The organism is Phreatobacter sp. (assembly GCF_052440005.1).
Lineage (GTDB): Bacteria > Pseudomonadota > Alphaproteobacteria > Rhizobiales > Phreatobacteraceae > Phreatobacter.
In genome coordinates this window covers 1-14445 of the sequence record NZ_JBQVQL010000040.1, presented here as the reverse complement: position 1 = coordinate 14445, position 14445 = coordinate 1, and the positions used below count along the sequence as shown (strand labels likewise).

Annotated in this window: 15 protein-coding genes; 6 read left to right on the top strand and 9 right to left on the bottom strand. The window is 70.8% G+C overall.

The window, feature by feature from the left end:
- Positions 1-70 precede the first annotated feature (70 nt).
- Positions 71-2932, bottom strand: a complete 2862-nt coding sequence (locus ACT6XY_RS11630; RefSeq protein WP_444748485.1) for a bifunctional diguanylate cyclase/phosphodiesterase — start codon at positions 2930-2932, stop codon at positions 71-73.
- A gap of 126 nt (positions 2933-3058) precedes the next feature.
- On the opposite strand from ACT6XY_RS11630, the gene ACT6XY_RS11625 reads away from it, so the two are divergent.
- Complete coding sequence (locus tag ACT6XY_RS11625; protein WP_444748484.1) at positions 3059-4303, top strand: ABC transporter permease; 1245 nt, start codon at positions 3059-3061, stop codon at positions 4301-4303.
- Positions 4304-4310: 7 nt separating this feature from the next.
- Here ACT6XY_RS11625 and ACT6XY_RS11620 read toward each other — a convergent pair whose 3' ends face one another.
- The gene (locus tag ACT6XY_RS11620; RefSeq protein WP_444748483.1) at positions 4311-5126 is read right to left on the bottom strand and encodes a YihY/virulence factor BrkB family protein; all 816 of its coding nucleotides are present in this window, start codon (positions 5124-5126) and stop codon (positions 4311-4313) included.
- A 112-nt stretch (positions 5127-5238) separates the two neighbouring features.
- Here ACT6XY_RS11620 and ACT6XY_RS11615 point away from each other — a divergent pair, with 112 nt between their 5' ends.
- Positions 5239-6141, top strand: a complete 903-nt coding sequence (locus tag ACT6XY_RS11615) for a methyltransferase domain-containing protein (RefSeq protein WP_444748482.1) — start codon at positions 5239-5241, stop codon at positions 6139-6141.
- Positions 6142-6228: 87 nt separating this feature from the next.
- Positions 6229-6732 (top strand): SRPBCC family protein, encoded by a 504-nt coding sequence (locus tag ACT6XY_RS11610; protein WP_444748481.1) that lies wholly within the window; start codon positions 6229-6231, stop codon positions 6730-6732.
- A gap of 171 nt (positions 6733-6903) precedes the next feature.
- Here the strand turns inward: ACT6XY_RS11610 and ACT6XY_RS11605 are convergent, their stop codons facing one another.
- Both ACT6XY_RS11605 and ACT6XY_RS11600 read right to left on the bottom strand, forming a co-directional pair.
- Positions 6904-7326, bottom strand: coding sequence for a metallopeptidase family protein (locus tag ACT6XY_RS11605; RefSeq protein ID WP_444748480.1), 423 nt, complete (start codon positions 7324-7326; stop codon positions 6904-6906).
- Positions 7316-7567: a hypothetical protein gene (locus tag ACT6XY_RS11600; RefSeq protein ID WP_444748479.1), complete on the bottom strand. Its 252-nt coding sequence runs from the start codon at positions 7565-7567 to the stop codon at positions 7316-7318. Before ACT6XY_RS11600 ends, ACT6XY_RS11605 begins: the two co-directional genes overlap by 11 nt.
- A 117-nt stretch (positions 7568-7684) precedes the next feature.
- Between ACT6XY_RS11600 and ACT6XY_RS11595 the strand changes: the two genes are divergently transcribed.
- The gene (locus tag ACT6XY_RS11595) at positions 7685-7936 is read left to right on the top strand and encodes a hypothetical protein (protein ID WP_444748478.1); all 252 of its coding nucleotides are present in this window, start codon (positions 7685-7687) and stop codon (positions 7934-7936) included.
- 5 nt (positions 7937-7941) lie between these two features.
- On the opposite strand, the gene ftsY is transcribed toward ACT6XY_RS11595, so the two are convergent.
- Positions 7942-9075, bottom strand: a complete 1134-nt coding sequence (gene ftsY, locus ACT6XY_RS11590; protein WP_444748477.1) for a signal recognition particle-docking protein FtsY — start codon at positions 9073-9075, stop codon at positions 7942-7944.
- A 71-nt stretch (positions 9076-9146) separates the two neighbouring features.
- Between ftsY and ACT6XY_RS11585 the strand changes: the two genes are divergently transcribed.
- The gene (locus ACT6XY_RS11585; protein ID WP_444748476.1) at positions 9147-9857 is read left to right on the top strand and encodes an RluA family pseudouridine synthase; all 711 of its coding nucleotides are present in this window, start codon (positions 9147-9149) and stop codon (positions 9855-9857) included.
- A gap of 129 nt (positions 9858-9986) precedes the next feature.
- Positions 9987-11219 carry a phenylacetate--CoA ligase family protein gene (locus tag ACT6XY_RS11580; RefSeq protein ID WP_444748475.1) on the top strand — a complete coding sequence of 411 codons (1233 nt, stop codon included), beginning with the start codon at positions 9987-9989 and terminating at the stop codon, positions 11217-11219.
- Between the two features lie 28 nt (positions 11220-11247).
- On the opposite strand, the gene ACT6XY_RS11575 is transcribed toward ACT6XY_RS11580, so the two are convergent.
- From ACT6XY_RS11575 to ACT6XY_RS11560, 4 genes are all read right to left on the bottom strand, one after another.
- Positions 11248-11640, bottom strand: coding sequence for a hypothetical protein (locus ACT6XY_RS11575; protein WP_444748474.1), 393 nt, complete (start codon positions 11638-11640; stop codon positions 11248-11250).
- Positions 11641-11746: 106 nt separating this feature from the next.
- Complete coding sequence (gene hemH, locus ACT6XY_RS11570) at positions 11747-12778, bottom strand: ferrochelatase (protein ID WP_444748473.1); 1032 nt, start codon at positions 12776-12778, stop codon at positions 11747-11749.
- Between the two features lie 103 nt (positions 12779-12881).
- Complete coding sequence (locus ACT6XY_RS11565; RefSeq protein WP_444748472.1) at positions 12882-13778, bottom strand: metal ABC transporter permease; 897 nt, start codon at positions 13776-13778, stop codon at positions 12882-12884.
- The coding region (locus tag ACT6XY_RS11560) for a metal ABC transporter permease (RefSeq protein WP_444748471.1) at positions 13778-14445 on the bottom strand (668 nt) is incomplete at its 5' end. The genes ACT6XY_RS11560 and ACT6XY_RS11565, both read right to left, overlap by 1 nt.

Here is a 14445-nt window from a genome sequence, read left to right as displayed (position 1 = left end):
GGTCGGCTGAGCCCTTAGCCCAAGCGCGGCGGGACGGGAAGGTGTGCGGCGCGCATGGATCACCGCGCGCTCACGCGCGGATGGGCGCCGCCCTGGCGAAGCCGTCGATCGGCAGGACGTTGGCGCCGGCGAAGCGCGCGAAGACCGCGGGAAGCTCCTCCACCGGCCCGGGGCGGCCGAAGAGATAGCCCTGCGCCTCGATGCAACGCTCCTCGCGCAGATAGGCGAGCTGTTCCTCGGTCTCGACGCCCTCGGCGGTGCTGATGATGCCGAGGCTGTCGCACATGCCGGTCACCGCCCGGATGATGGCGCTGCTCTCCTTGGTCCCCGAGAGGTGCTTCACGAAGGAACGGTCGATCTTCACCTTGTCGAAGGGGAAGGTGCGCAGGTAGCCGAGCGAGGAATAGCCGGTGCCGAAATCGTCCATGGCGATGGAGCAGCCGGTCAGCTTCAGGCGGAGGAGCGCGTTCATCGCGCCCTCGACGTTGTCCATCAGCGCGCTCTCGGTGATCTCGAGCTCGAGCCGGGAGGGGGCGAGACCCGTCTGGCGGAGCGTCGCAGCCACGAGCTCGGGGAAGCTGGCGTCGGCGAGCTGGCGCGGCGAGACGTTGACGGCGACCTTCACCGGCCGCGGCCAGAGCACCGCGTCGGCGCAGGCGCGCTCGAGGACCCAGCGGCCGAGCGGCGCGATGAGGCCGATCTCCTCGGCGAGGCCGATGAACTCGATCGGCGGGACCATGCCGCGCTCGGGATGGCGCCAGCGCACCAGCGCCTCGAAGCCGGCGAGGGTGCCCGTCGCCACCGAGACGATGGGCTGATAGTGCAACAGGAACTGGCCCTGCTCGACCGCCGTGCGGAGGTCGCGCTCCATCCGCAGCCGGAGCTGCATGGAGGCGTCCATGGCCTGTTCGAAGAAGGCAAATCGGCCGCGGCCGTCATGCTTGGCGCGGTCGAGGGCGATGTCGGCGTTGCGCAGGACGGCGTCGGGCCCTTCCTCGTCGGGCAGGGCGATGCCGATGCTGACGGTCAGCTCGACGGAATGGTCACCCACGGGCATGGGAGCGGCGAGCGCGGCGATGATGGCCTGGGCAAGCGAGGACGCGGCTTCGGGCTGGGCGCCTCCGGCCTGAATGACTGCGAACTCGTCGCCGCCGATCCTTGCCACCACGTCGCCCGGCTGGACACAGGCCTTCAGGCGCTCGGTGACCGAGACCAGCACGGCGTCACCGACGCCGTGGCCGAGGGTGTCGTTCACCCATTTGAACCGGTCGAGATCGATGCAGAGGATGGCTGACTGGCGGAGCTGGGCCGAATCCTCGCAGACGGCGCGCAGGCGCTCCTGGAAGAACAGGCGATTGCCGAGGCCGGTCATCGCGTCGTGATGGGCGAGGTAGGCGAGACGAGACTGGGCCTCGCGGCGGGCGTGGACGTCCTCGATGACGCCAATCCACTCCTCGCCATCGCCGTCCTCGGACTCCACCTTGGCGCCGCGCGACCGGACCCAGTGCCAGGAGCCGTCGGGCTGCCGGACGCGGTACTCGACGTCGTAGTTGTCGCTCGACCGCTGGGCCTCCCGCCACGCCGCCTTGACCATCGGAGCGTCGTCCGGGTGCAGGTTGTCGTACCAGGAGGCGTCGAAGGCCGACCAGACGGATTCGGGGGTCGGCGTCCGGCCCATCAGGAGGTCCCAGCCCGCGGCGGAGACCTGGCCCCGCCCATCACGGCGCCAGAAGACGAGGGCGCCGGTGCCGGCAAGGACGCGGTAGCGCTTCTCGCTCTGGGCGAGGCTGCGGGCGATCTGGGCCTGCGCCTCCGCACGGGCACGCAGGGCCTGTTCCGAGCCCTCCAGGCTGCGGCGCAGGTCCTCGAACTCGGCGATCCCGGACGGCGCGACCGTCGTCGGGGCTGCGGTGTCGTCGCCCGCGGCGATCTGGCGGGCCCGGCCGACCAGGGCCTGAACCGGGCGCAGAACGGTCTTGCCGATCCAGGCGGCGGCGAGGAGGCCGATCAGGAGAGCCGCGACTGCCGCGACGGCGAGCCCCCACAGGGGCGCGCGCGTGCGGGCGCGGAAGGCACTCAGCGGCTCGCCGACGGCGAGGACCCAGCCGGGCGTGCCCTTGAGGGTCTGGAAGGCGAGGAAGACAGGCCGCCCCTCGACGCTCATGGCCTGGAGGCTGCCGGCGCCGGTCCCCAGCGCCTTGAGCTTGGCGAAGTCGGGCACGTCCTTGCCGATGGAGGACTGCCCGTCGCGGGATCGCGCCACGAAGCGGCCGTGGCCGTCCACGACCGCCACGAGAACGCCCGAGCCGGCGGCGTCGGGGCGCTGGAGGGCCTGGACCAGCCGGTCCGGCGGAACGATCAGGGCCGCGAAGCGGATGCTCGCCTCGTCGAAGGAGACGAGCGCCGCGATGGCGATGTGCGGGGCATTGGTGCCCGGGTCGACGAAGAGGTTCGACAGGCTCGGCTGGCCGGTCTGCAGCGCGCGCCGGAGCGTCGACAGCGGAATGCCCTGCGGAGACAGGCCGTCTCCCTCGGGGATGCCGGGATAGGTGGAGAAGACCTCCTCGATGAGCCGGCCGCCGATCTGCAGGTCGGCCGCATTGGCCCAGGGATCGACGACGCCGGGCGTCGAGACGACGTGGGGCACCCGCACGAGGACGCTGAGGAGCGTCGCGCCGCCCTCCAGTTCGCTCTCGGCCGCGCGGGCGAGCGTGCGGGCGGTGTCGAGCAGGCGCGCCTCGGACGCCGCCTCATAGGCGCGACCGGCATGGATGAGCATGAAGGCCGCCGCCGCGATGATCGGCACGAGCGCGACGAGGACGAGGCCCGCGAGATAGCCGTTGAGGCTGAAGCGAGGCGACCGACCGGCCGCGGGCGCCGGATTTCCGGTGCCTTCGCGTCCCGTCTCAGCCTCTGAGTCGCGCTTCGCCATCTATCCCGGATTACCTCCCAAACGTTACGAAGAGGAAAACACAATCCGATTCCGTCTATTAAATTTCCTCAGGGGAAGGTGGACATGACAGGCATTTCACGTGTGCCCGGCAACCGGTCTGCTATCATGGCCGCCATGTCGATGATGGAAGCCATCCGCGAGGCCCTTTCCGCCCTGCGCGCCCACAAACTGCGCTCGGCGCTGACCATGCTGGGCATGGTGATCGGCGTCGCGGCGGTCATCGCCATGGTGGCGATCGGCGGCGGCGCGCGCGACCGGGTGCTGGCGCAGGTGCAGTCGCTCGGCGCCAACCTGTTCATCGTGCTCCCCGGCAACGTCACCCAGGGCGGCGTGCGGCTGGGGCTCGGCGCCTCCTCCTCCCTGACCGAGGACGATGCGCGGGCCATCGAGGCCGAGGTTCCCGGCGTCCAGGTCACCGCCCCCAACAGCCGGACGCGGACGCAGGTGGTCGCCGGCGGCAACAACTGGTTCACCGAGGTGGTGGGCGTCGACCTCGGCTGGTTCGAGGCGCGCGAATGGTCCATCGCCTCCGGCCGCCTGTTCGAGCCGGAGGAGACCGCGCGCGGCGGCCAGGTGGTGATCCTCGGCCAGACGGTGGCGCGCAATCTCTTCGGCGACGGCGTCGACCCGATCGGCGAGACGGTCCGCATCCGCGCCGTGCCCTTCACGGTCATCGGCGTCATGGAGACCAAGGGCCAGTCGATGATGGGCCAGGACCAGGACGACACGAGCTTCGTGCCGCTGCCGACGATCCGGCAGAGGCTCGTGGGGGTGAACCGGGCCAACGCCCGCTCGGTCGGCGTGATCCACGTCAAGGTGCGCGAAGGCGAGAGCATGGCGCAGGCGGAAGACGACATGCGCCAGCTCCTGCGCCAGCGCCACCGGCTGCAGCCGGGCCAGGAGGACGACTTCCAGATCCGCAACCTCACCGAGATCGCCAACACCGCGGCCGGCGCCGCCACCACCTTGTCGCTGCTGCTCGCGGCGGTGGCCGCCATCTCGCTGGCGGTCGGCGGCATCGGCATCATGAACATCATGCTGGTGAGCGTGACCGAGCGAACCCGCGAGATCGGCCTGAGGCTCGCCGTCGGCGCCCGCCGACGGGACGTCATGCGGCAGTTCCTGATCGAGGCGACCTCGCTCGCCGCCATCGGCGGCATCATCGGCATCATGGCAGGGCTCGGCGCCGCCTTCGCCGTCTCCGCCCGGTTCGGATGGCCGCTGCTGGTCGAGCCGCAGTCGATCGTGGGCGCGGTGCTGTTCTCCGGCCTGGTCGGCGTGTTCTTCGGCTGGTACCCGGCCAAGCGCGCCAGCCTGCTCGACCCGATCACCGCGCTGAGGACGGTCTGACGGACCGTCAGACGATGCGGCCGTTGGCCCGCCAGATCGCCGCGTTGAGCTCGCCGCCGAGCACGAAGATGGCGGCGGAGTAATAGAGGAACACCAGCGCCACCATGACGGAGGCGAGTCCCGCATAGGTGTTCACGTAGTTCTGGGCGAAGCTCGCGAGGTAGGTGCCGAAGAGGGTGCCGGCGAGGAGCCAGAGCACGAGGGTGATGACGATCCCCGGCAGAACGTCGACGAAGCGCCGGCGCCCGGCAGGCAGGAAGAGGTGCACCACCGTCAGCGCGATGACGATGACGAGCGAGGCGGCCGCGACGCGCAGGAACAGCACGATCCAGCCGAGCGGGGCGAGACCCGGCACGATGCGCACGGCCGTGGCCCAGATCAGGGGCCCCAGCACGACGAGGATCGCCGCCACCAGCAGGGCGACCGCGCCGATCAGCACATAGGCGATGGATTCCATGCGGCAGATATACCACCAGCGCCCCTCGCGGACCTCGTAGGCGCGGTTGAGCGAGGTGCGCAGGGCCTCCACGCCGTTGGAGGCGAAATAGACCGCGAGCAGGGCGCCGATCGTCAGGAGATCGGTGCGGGTCGTGGTGATGACCGTCTCGATCTCGTGGGCGATGGGCCGCGCCACCACCTCCGGCCAGGCCTCCAGCAGGATGCGGGTGACCTCGTCGCTGTAGGGCCGCGCCCCGGCGAAGCTCGCCAGCGCGGTGACGAGGATGAGGAAGGGAAACAGCGACATCAGCCCGTTGAGGGCGATGTGGCTCGCGGTTGCCCAGCCGTCATTGGCCAGGAAGCGGTCCAGGGCGTCCCAACTCACACGCCATGCCTTCGACATCGGTCACCCTTTCGTATCGGGACGATCATTCGCGGCAAAGCACGGGAAGGGCAAGGCGCGCGGCGGATTTGACGCAGGATGGGGCACACGCCATATGCCGGCGATGACACAGCAGCATTTCGACCAGCAACTCGTGGGATGGCGACGGGTTCGCGCCGCACGGGGCGATGTGGCCGAGTTTCTGCTGGCGCAGGTGGCCGAGGACCTCGCCGACCGGCTGACGCTGGTCCAGCGCAGCTTCGCCGCCATTGCCGACATCGCGACGCCGACCGACGCGCTGCGACAGGCGATCGCCGCCAGGGGCTTGCCGCTGCCGCTCGCCGCCGACCCGGTGGAAAGCCTCGCCCGCCTGAGGGCGGCACCCGTGGTGGTGGCGCCGGCCGATGCCCTGCCCTTCCGCGACCAGAGCCTCGACCTCGCGGTCTCGGCCCTCGGCCTGCAGTTCGTCGACGACCTGCCCGGCCTCTTCGCGCAGGTGCGCCGGGCGCTGAAGCCGGACGGGCTGTTCCTCGCGACCCTCCTCGGCGGCGACACGCTGACCGAGCTGCGCCAGGCCTTCGCCGCGGCCGAGAGCGAGCGCGACGGCGGGCTGTCGCCGCGCGTCGCCCCCTTCGCCGACGTGCGCGACGTCGGCGGGCTGCTGCAGCGTGCGGGTTTTGCGCTTCCCGTGACCGATTCCGACCGTCTGACCGTGCGCTATGCCGACGCCTTCGCGCTGATGCGGGACCTGCGCGCCATGGGCGCCACCAACCCGCTCGTGGCGCGACGCCGGGTGCCGCTCCGGCGCGCGACGCTGCTGCGCATGGCCGAGATCTATCACGACCGCTTCGCCGACCCGGACGGGCGCATCAGGGCCACGTTCCAGGTGGTGACGCTGTCGGGCTGGGCCCCGCACGAGAGCCAGCAGAAGCCGCTCCGGCCGGGCTCGGCCAAGGCACGGCTCGCCGATGCGCTGAAGGCCATCGAGTTGCCCGCCGGCGAGAAGCCCGGCGGCTGAACCGCCCCGCGGAAGACGGGCTCGACAGGCCCCGCCCGCCGGTCCTAGTCTCCGCTCCCGAATTCGCCCCAATCGAAGGCCTCTCCCATGGACATGACCGGCACGCAGCGCATCGAAGCCCCGCGCGAGGTGGTGTGGGCGGCGCTCAACGATCCCGACGTGCTGCGCCAGTGCATCCCCGGCTGCCAGAGCATGGAGCGCACCGGCGACAACGGCTTTGCCGCCAAGGCGGTGCTGAAGATCGGCCCGGTCAAGGCGAGCTTTGCCGGCAGCGTCACCCTCTCCGACATCGACCCGCCGAACGGCTACACCATCTCGGGCGAGGGCAATGGCGGCGTCGCCGGCATGGCCAAGGGCGGCGCCACGGTGAAGCTCACCGAGGAGAGCGAGGGCGTGACGCTGCTCACCTACGACGTGAAGAGCCAGATTTCCGGCAAGATCGCCCAGCTCGGCTCGCGCCTGATCGACGCCACGGCCAAGAAGCTGGCCGGGGAGTTCTTCGAGAGCTTCTCCAAGGTCGTCGCCCCGCCCGCCCCCGGCGAGGAGATGCCGGAGGAGAAGAAGAAGTGGTGGAAGTTCGGCAAGGGCTGACCGGCGCTCGCTAGCCCCTCACCCTGCTGCGCGCCGACCTCTCCCCACCAGTGTGGGCTCAGGAGGGCGCCACGCCTCCCACAGCACCGCCTGAACCTCCACCCATCATGGCACGGACGAGCCCGGCCATGATGGAAGCGGCGGTGCGACCACAAAAGGCCCCGGGCCCCCTCACTCGCCGCGCTTCTCGATCGCCTCCATGTCCTCGTCCGACAGGCCGAAATGGTGGCCGATCTCGTGAACCAGTACGTGGGCGATGACGGCGCCGAGCGTCTCGTCGTGCTCGGCCCAGTAGTCGAGGATCGGCCGGCGGTAGAGCCAGATCATGTTCGGCATGGCGCCGGAATGCTGCACCGACTGGAAGGGCATGCCGGTGCCCTGGAAGAGGCCGAGCAGGTCGAAGTCGCTCTCGGCCTCCATCTCCTTCAGCACCTCCTCGGTAGGAAAATCCTCGACGCGGATGACGAGGCCCTTGCAGAGGGCGCGGAAATCCTCCGGCAGCCCGGCATAGGCCACGGCGGCGATGGCCTCGAAAGCCTCGAGGTCCGGCGCCTTCAGGTCGGTGAAGGTGGCGACGGCGCTCTCAGCGGCCATAGGTCATCACCAGGTAGATGACGCAGCCGATGCCGACGGCGATGGCGAGGCCCCGGCCGATGCGCTTGCCCCAGATCTCCGCAGGATCCTCGGATTCGCCGCGGGCCGAGAGGAAATCGCCGCTGCGGCGGAGCGCCGAATCGAGGATGGGCGCGGAATCGCGGTGGGTGCGCTCAAGGATGCGGCGGGCTTCCTCCTGCCGCCTGGCGTCGTCTTCGGGTCGGTGGCCGTTGGTGCTCATGGGCCGAGTTCTAGCCGATTGCGCGGCGCGCGGCATCCGGCCGGCGCGTCGCAGGCGGAAACGGATTGGTGACTCTGTTGCGGCATGGTGGACCCCGACCATTTCCGGGAGAACGCCATGTCTCGCCCCCTGCAGACGACGCCGCTGCGCGCCCTCGCCGCCGCCGCCCTGATCAGTTGCGCCGCGCTGCCGACGCCCGCCGCCGCGAGCTCCTTCTGGGCCGGCTGGTTCGTCACCGACCGGCCGGTGGTCTACCGGCCCATCGTGACGCCGCGCACCTACTATTTCGCTCCCGCCGAGACGGTCGAGATCGCGCCGGCGCCGCGGCATCGCCACCACGCCCGCCATCCCCACCACCGGCGGCACTGAGGCCGTCAATCCTCGTCGAGGCCGACGATGGCGCGGGCGAAGTCCTGCGCCGCGAAGGGCTCGAGGTCGTCGACCCCCTCGCCCACCCCGATGAAGTGCACCGGCAGGCCGGTCTTCGCCGCCACCGCGACGAGGATTCCGCCGCGGGCGGTGCCGTCGAGCTTGGTCATGACGATGCCGGTGACGCCCGCCGTCCGGGCGAAGGCGTCGACCTGGGTGAGCGCGTTCTGGCCGGTGGTGGCGTCGAGGACCAGCAGGACGGCGTGGGGCGCGGCGGCGTCGACCTTGCGGATGACGCGCACGACCTTCTCGAGTTCCGCCATCAGCTCGGACTTGTTCTGCAGGCGGCCCGCGGTGTCGAGGATGACCACGTCGGTGCCCGCCTCCTTGGCCTGCGTCACCACGTCGAACGCGAGGCCCGCCGCATCCGACCCCTGCGGCCGGGTGACGACGGGAGCGCCGGTGCGCTCGCCCCAGACCTTGAGCTGTTCGATGGCGGCAGCGCGGAAGGTGTCGCCGGCTCCCAGCAGCACCGAGCGGCCCTCGGTGCGGAACTTGGCGGCGAGCTTGCCGATGGTGGTGGTCTTGCCGGCGCCGTTGACCCCGTCGACCATGATCACGAAGGGCTTCGCCGCGGCGTCGACCACGAGCGGACGGGCGACGGGGGCGAGCACGGCCTCGATCTCGCCGGCGAGGACGGCGCGCACCTCCTCCGGCGCCACGTCCTTGCCGAAGCGGCCCTTCGACAGGGCGCCGGCGATGCGGGCGGCGGTCTCGACGCCGAGGTCGGCCTGGATCAGGAGATCCTCCAGCTCCTCCAGCGTCGCATGGTCGAGCTTGCGCTTGGTGAAGAGGTCGGTGACCCCGGTGCCGAGCTTCGAGGAGGTGCGCGACAGGCCCTCGGTGAGGCGGCGCCACCAGCTCTTCGGCTCCGCCGGAGGGGGAGGTGCGGCCGTGGCGACGGGCGCGGGCTCGGGCGACGTGACCGTGGCCGGAGCGGCGGGCGCCGGCGTCGCCGGCTCGTCCTGGCCGAACAGCCGCTTGAAGAAACCGGGCCGCTTCGGCTCGTCGGGCTTCGGCTGATCGGACATCGGCACGGGATCTCGCTGGCGGCGGGGTGACGGGGGCGTCCCCGGCATTTAGGCCGGATGGCGGGCCGTGGCTAGGGTGCGGGGTGGCGGGCGCGGGGCGTCCGCACTATGGATGCCCGATGACCGCCCCGTCCTCCCACCCCGCTCCCGACGATCCGCTCGGCCTCATCCCGCGCCTTCTTCACCGCGACGCCAGCGTGCTCATCCTGAACAAGCCGGCGGGCCTGCCGGTGCACAAGGGGCCCGGCGGCGGCGAGACGCTGGCCGACCATCTCGACGTGCTGCGCTTCGGCCTGCCGCGGGCGCCCGAACTCGCCCACCGTCTCGACAAGGACACGGCCGGCTGCCTCGTCCTCGGCCGCCACCGCCGGGCGCTGGAGCGGCTCGGGCTGATGTTCAAGCGCAGCGAGGTGACGAAGACCTACTGGGCGGTGGTGGAAGGCGGGCCGGCGGAGGAGGCCGGCGAGATCGCCATTCCCATGAGCCCGCGGGACCCGAAGCGCGGCTGGTGGATGAAGGCGGATCCGAAAGGCCAGGCGGCGCTGACGCGCTACCGGGTCCTGGGGCGCGCCGATGGCCGGACCTGGCTTGCGCTGGAGCCCGTCACCGGCCGCACGCACCAGCTGAGGCTGCACTGCGCCGAGAGCGGCTTTCCCATCCTCGGCGACACCATCTACGGCACGGCGCCGCGGCGCGGCGGGCCGGGGCTGCATCTCCTGGCGCGCTCCGTCCTGCTGCCCTTCGATCCGAAGCGCCCGCCCATCGCCGCGGAGGCGCCGCCGCCGGAGTCGATGGAGCCGGCGCTGAAGTCCTGCGGCTGGATGGGGTGACGGGATGGCCGTTCCATCCTACCGCCCCTTGGCGCAACGGCTTTCCGCCACGTCAGTGTTCCTTCGGACCAAGGGCGGGCTTGGCGCGGCTCCGCCCAGGTCCGATAATCCCGCCCGAGGGAGACCATCATGGCTGGCCATTACGACAAGCGCGAAACGCGCGACGAGGGCGTTCGCGAGAAGGACCTGATGAAGCGGCTGCCGCAGGTTCTGACCGCGGCGATGAAGGTTCCCGCCTGGCGGCGGCACCTCGGCAAGATCGACCCGCGCAGCATCACGACGCGCGCGGCGCTCGCCGACCTGCCCGTGCAGCGCAAGTCGGACCTGCCGGCCCTGCAGAAGGCGGCCCTGCCCTTCGGCGGCTTCGTGCCCGGCAAGGCCAGCGCCTTCGGCCGACTGTTCATGTCGCCGGGGCCCATCTTCGAGCCGGAGGCGATCGGCCACGACGTGTGGCGGGTCGGCCGGGCGATGACGGCGGCGGGGTTCAAGCGCGGCGACATCGTGCTCAACACGCTCTCCTACCACCTGACGCCGGGCGCCTGGTGCTTCGATTCCGGCGCGCGGGCGGTGGGATGCGCCGTGATCCCGGCTGGTCCGGGCAACACGGAGGCGCAGCTCGACCTCATCGAGGCCTACCGTCCCAGCGCCTATGCCGGCGTGCCGGATTTCCTGAAAATCCTGCTCGACGCAGCCAAGGAGAAGGGCCGCGACGCCTCCTCGATCAAGCGCGCGCTGGTGGGCGGTGCGGCCTTCCCGGCCTCGCTGCAGAAGGAGATCGCATCCCGCGGCGTCGACGCCTACCAGACCTATGCCATCGCCGAATGCGGCGTCATCGCCTACGAGACCGAGGGGCGCGAGGGGCTGGTGCTCAACGAGGACATCATCCTGGAGATCGTGCGGCCCGGCACGGGCGATCCCGTGGCCCCTGGCGAGGTGGGCGAGGTGGTCATCACCGTGCTCGACCCGCACCACCCGCTGATCCGCTTTGCGGTGGGCGACCTCACGGCGATCCTGCCCGGGGCCTCGCCCTGCGGGCGCACCAACACCCGCATCAAGGGGTGGATGGGCCGCGCCGACCAGACGGCCAAGGTCAAGGGCATGTTCGTGCGGCCCGAACAGGTGGCGGAGGTGGTGAAGCGCCACCCCGAAATCGCCAAGGCGCGGCTGATCGTGGTGCGCAACGGCGAGACCGACGCCATGACGCTGAAGGTGGAGTCGCGCACGCGCTCGCCCGAATTCATCCATGCGGTCGGCGAGAGCGTGCAGGCGATCCTGAAGTTGAAGGGCCAGGTCGAGCCGGTGAAGCCCGGCTCGCTGCCCAACGACGGCAAGGTCATCGAGGACGTGCGCCCGGTGGGGTGAGGGCTGTGCCCTCCCAGGGCGCCGCCGCTCAGCGGAAGAGCGCGGCGTAGCGGTCGCGGTAGGCCCAGACCAGCATCAGCCCGGTGACGACGAGGATGCCGGCCAGCGGCAGGCCCTGCGGGTTGAGGAAGGCGTGGAAGAGCACGATGGTCGCCATGACCGGGGCGATCAGCGCGAGGCCGAAGGCCGGGGCGACGTTGAAGACCAGCGACAGGCCGCCGAGGAGGTTGATGACCTTCAGGAAGGGCCAGAAGAAGCCCGACATCTGGAGCCCCTGTTCGAAGAGGCGGCCTTCCGGCGAGACCGGCGGGTGGATGAGGTGGTTGCCGGTCGCCATGGCCCAGAAGCCGTCGGCGGCGCTGACCAGGAACAGGAGCCCGAGAATGGTGCGGGGGGCGTGAACGAAGAGAAGGGTGGCCATCGGGACCTCTGAAAAAGGAAAAGAGCGCGGCAAGGCGCGGAAGCGCCGCTGTCTCAGCCCGTCCTGTTTCGGTCCGGCGACGCCGGCGACCCGCCGATGTTGCGTGTCAGACCCAGCCCTTCAGCTCACGCTCCACCACGGTGTTGATCACCTGCATGCCGAGGTCCGACTCGTTGAGGCAGGGAATGTAGGTGAACTTCTCGCCGCCGTGCTCCTCGAAGATGTGGCGGTTCTCGCCGTCGAGCTCCTCCAGCGTCTCCAGGCAGTCGGCGGAGAATGCGGGAGCGATGATGGCGAGCTTCTTCACGCCCCGCTTCGCCAGGGTCTCGACCGTCTCGTCGGTATAGGGCTTCAGCCACTCGTCCGGGCCGAAGCGCGACTGGAAGCTCATCATCATCTGGTCGGTGGTGTAGCCGAGCTCCTCGCGCAGCAGTCGCCAGGTCTTGGCGCACTGGCAGTGATAGGGGTCGCCCTTCAGGAGGTAGCTCTTCGGCATGCCGTGGAACGAGGTGAGGATGACCTCCGGTACGAAATCTAGGGTGGCGAGGTGGTCGCGCACCGACTGGGCGAGGGCGGAGATATAGGCCGGCTCGTCGTGATAGGGCGGCGCGATGCGGAGCGTCGGCTGCCAGCGCATCTCCATCAGGGCGCGGAAGACATGGTCGTTGGCGGTCGCCGTGGTGGCCGCCGCATATTGCGGGTAGAGCGAGAAGGCCAGGATACGGTCGCAGCCCTGCGCCATCAGCCGCTCGATGGCCGGCTTGATGGCGGGATTGCCGTAGCGCATGGCCCACTCGACGTGGATGTCGGGGCTGACGCCGGCGAGATGGGCGGCGAGCTTCTCCGCCTGGTTGCGGGTGATGGTCTTGAGGAAGCTCTCGTCCTTCTCGGTGTTCCAGATCGTCGCGTAGTCCTTGCCCTTCTTCTGCGGACGGGTCTGCAGGATGATCAGGTTGAGGATGGGCCACCAGATGGCGCGCGAGGTCTCGATGACGCGGCGGTCGGAGAGGAACTCCTTCAGGTAGCGGCGCATGGACCAGTAGTCGGTGCCGTCGGGCGTGCCGAGGTTCATCAGCAGCACGCCGATCTTGCCGGTCTTCACGGGAACGTGGCCGGCGGGAAGCTTCATCTCGCGCATGGGAACTCGCGGTGGGAATGTCTCGCTGGGGCGGGTGATACGCCTGAACGGGCGAGGTTGGAAGCTGTTACGCGGCCGCAGAGCCGATGGATTTGCGCTGATGTCAGGCGCGCGCCCTGAGGGCGGCGGTCGCGGCGAGGGCGAGGCCCGCCATGGCGCCGATGGTTCCGGCCGCATTGAGCGCCAGCGCCGAGCCGAAGAGGCGCGGCCCGAGCACCGCGAGCCCGTATCCGGCGAAGACGGTGACGAGCGCGATGGCCGCCGACAGCGCCATCTGATGCGACAGGCGCGTGGTCATCAGGCGGGAGGTGGCGGCGGGGCAGACGATCATCGCCACCGCGAGCACCACGCCGACCGACTTGAAGGCAGCCGTGCAGGCGAGCGCCGTGGCCGTGAGCAGAGCCGCGTCGAGGAGGGCGACGGGCAGGCCGCTCGCCCGCGCGAAGACCGGATCGAAGGCGAGGAGGGCGAATTCCTTGCGGAAGGCGGCGAGTATGGCGACGACGAGGATGAGGACGATCGCGAGCTCGAAGACCACCTGCGGCAGGTCCATCAGCGACTGGAGGAGGCTCGCCGGCGCGCCGGGATCGCGCCCGATCCAGATGAGGCCCTCGAGATAGCCGGTGACGACGTGGTGGATGTCGAAACCGGTGCGCGACAGCCCCGTCCATTCGAGCACCAGGATGCCGAAGGCGAAGAAGGTGGTGAAGACGACGCCCAGCGCCGTGCCCGGCTCGACACGGCCGGCGCGGACGAGGAAGGCGACGAGGCCGGACGCGGCGAAGGCGGCGGCAAGCCCGCCTGCGAGCACGACCAGGCTGCCGGCGAGTCCGGTCACAGCGACGGCGACGACGACGCCGGGGACGACGGCATGGCTGAGTGCATCCGCCGCCATGGCGCGGCGGGTGAGGACGAGGAGGTTGCCGACGAGCGCGCAGGCGAGCGCCGAGAGCGAGGCGGCGAGGAGCGGGACGAAGTCGACGGTCCAGAACTCGGCCATCAGACACGCCCTCCGAGGAGGCCGCGGGCCCGCCCGAACACAAGGCTCAGTGCGAAGAGCGCCGCGGCGACGAGGACGATGGCGGGGCCGGTCGGCGTGTCGGCGAGCACCGCCGAGAGCGCCGCCCCGGTGAAGGCGGAGACGGCGCCGAGGCCCGCGGCAACGGCGACGACGGTGCCGGCGCGGTCGGACCAGAAGCGGGCGGCGGCCGGCGGGATCACCACCAGCGCGACGGCGAGGACGAATCCGGCGATGGGCAGGGCGGCCACGACCACCACGGCGCAGACCAGCGCCACCAGCGCGTCGAGCCGCGCCACCGGCAGGCCGACGGTGGCGGCGAAATCGGGGTCGAAGGCGACGGCCGAGAACTCCTTGAGCAGCAGCGCGACCACCGCGAGGACGAGGACCGCGAGGCCCGCCATCATCTGCGCCTCGGCCGGCAGCATCCCCGCGGCCGAGCCGAAGAGCAGGCTCTCGAGCCCCGCCTGGCGGCCGACGGCGAGCGTCTGCACCACCGACATGAGGGCGAGGCCGAGGCCGAAGCCGGCGGCGAGAACCGCGGCGGTCGCGGTGTCGTGGCCGACGCGGGGCCTGCGGCCGAGCCATTCGATGGCGCCGAGCGACAAGAGCGCGGCGAGGCCCGCGCCACCCATCAGCCAGCCGGCCT

Coding starts and splice junctions, on each gene's coding strand:
- ACT6XY_RS11630 (WP_444748485.1), bottom strand. CDS start 2,932: ATGGCGAAGCGCGACTCAGAGGCTGAGACGGGACGCGAAGGCACCGGA.
- ACT6XY_RS11625 (WP_444748484.1), top strand. CDS start 3,059: ATGGCCGCCATGTCGATGATGGAAGCCATCCGCGAGGCCCTTTCCGCC.
- ACT6XY_RS11615 (WP_444748482.1), top strand. CDS start 5,239: ATGCCGGCGATGACACAGCAGCATTTCGACCAGCAACTCGTGGGATGG.
- ACT6XY_RS11610 (WP_444748481.1), top strand. CDS start 6,229: ATGGACATGACCGGCACGCAGCGCATCGAAGCCCCGCGCGAGGTGGTG.
- ACT6XY_RS11605 (WP_444748480.1), bottom strand. CDS start 7,326: ATGGCCGCTGAGAGCGCCGTCGCCACCTTCACCGACCTGAAGGCGCCG.
- ACT6XY_RS11600 (WP_444748479.1), bottom strand. CDS start 7,567: ATGAGCACCAACGGCCACCGACCCGAAGACGACGCCAGGCGGCAGGAG.
- ACT6XY_RS11595 (WP_444748478.1), top strand. CDS start 7,685: ATGTCTCGCCCCCTGCAGACGACGCCGCTGCGCGCCCTCGCCGCCGCC.
- ftsY (WP_444748477.1), bottom strand. CDS start 9,075: ATGCCGGGGACGCCCCCGTCACCCCGCCGCCAGCGAGATCCCGTGCCG.
- ACT6XY_RS11585 (WP_444748476.1), top strand. CDS start 9,147: ATGACCGCCCCGTCCTCCCACCCCGCTCCCGACGATCCGCTCGGCCTC.
- ACT6XY_RS11580 (WP_444748475.1), top strand. CDS start 9,987: ATGGCTGGCCATTACGACAAGCGCGAAACGCGCGACGAGGGCGTTCGC.
- ACT6XY_RS11575 (WP_444748474.1), bottom strand. CDS start 11,640: ATGGCCACCCTTCTCTTCGTTCACGCCCCCCGCACCATTCTCGGGCTC.
- hemH (WP_444748473.1), bottom strand. CDS start 12,778: ATGCGCGAGATGAAGCTTCCCGCCGGCCACGTTCCCGTGAAGACCGGC.
- ACT6XY_RS11565 (WP_444748472.1), bottom strand. CDS start 13,778: ATGGCCGAGTTCTGGACCGTCGACTTCGTCCCGCTCCTCGCCGCCTCG.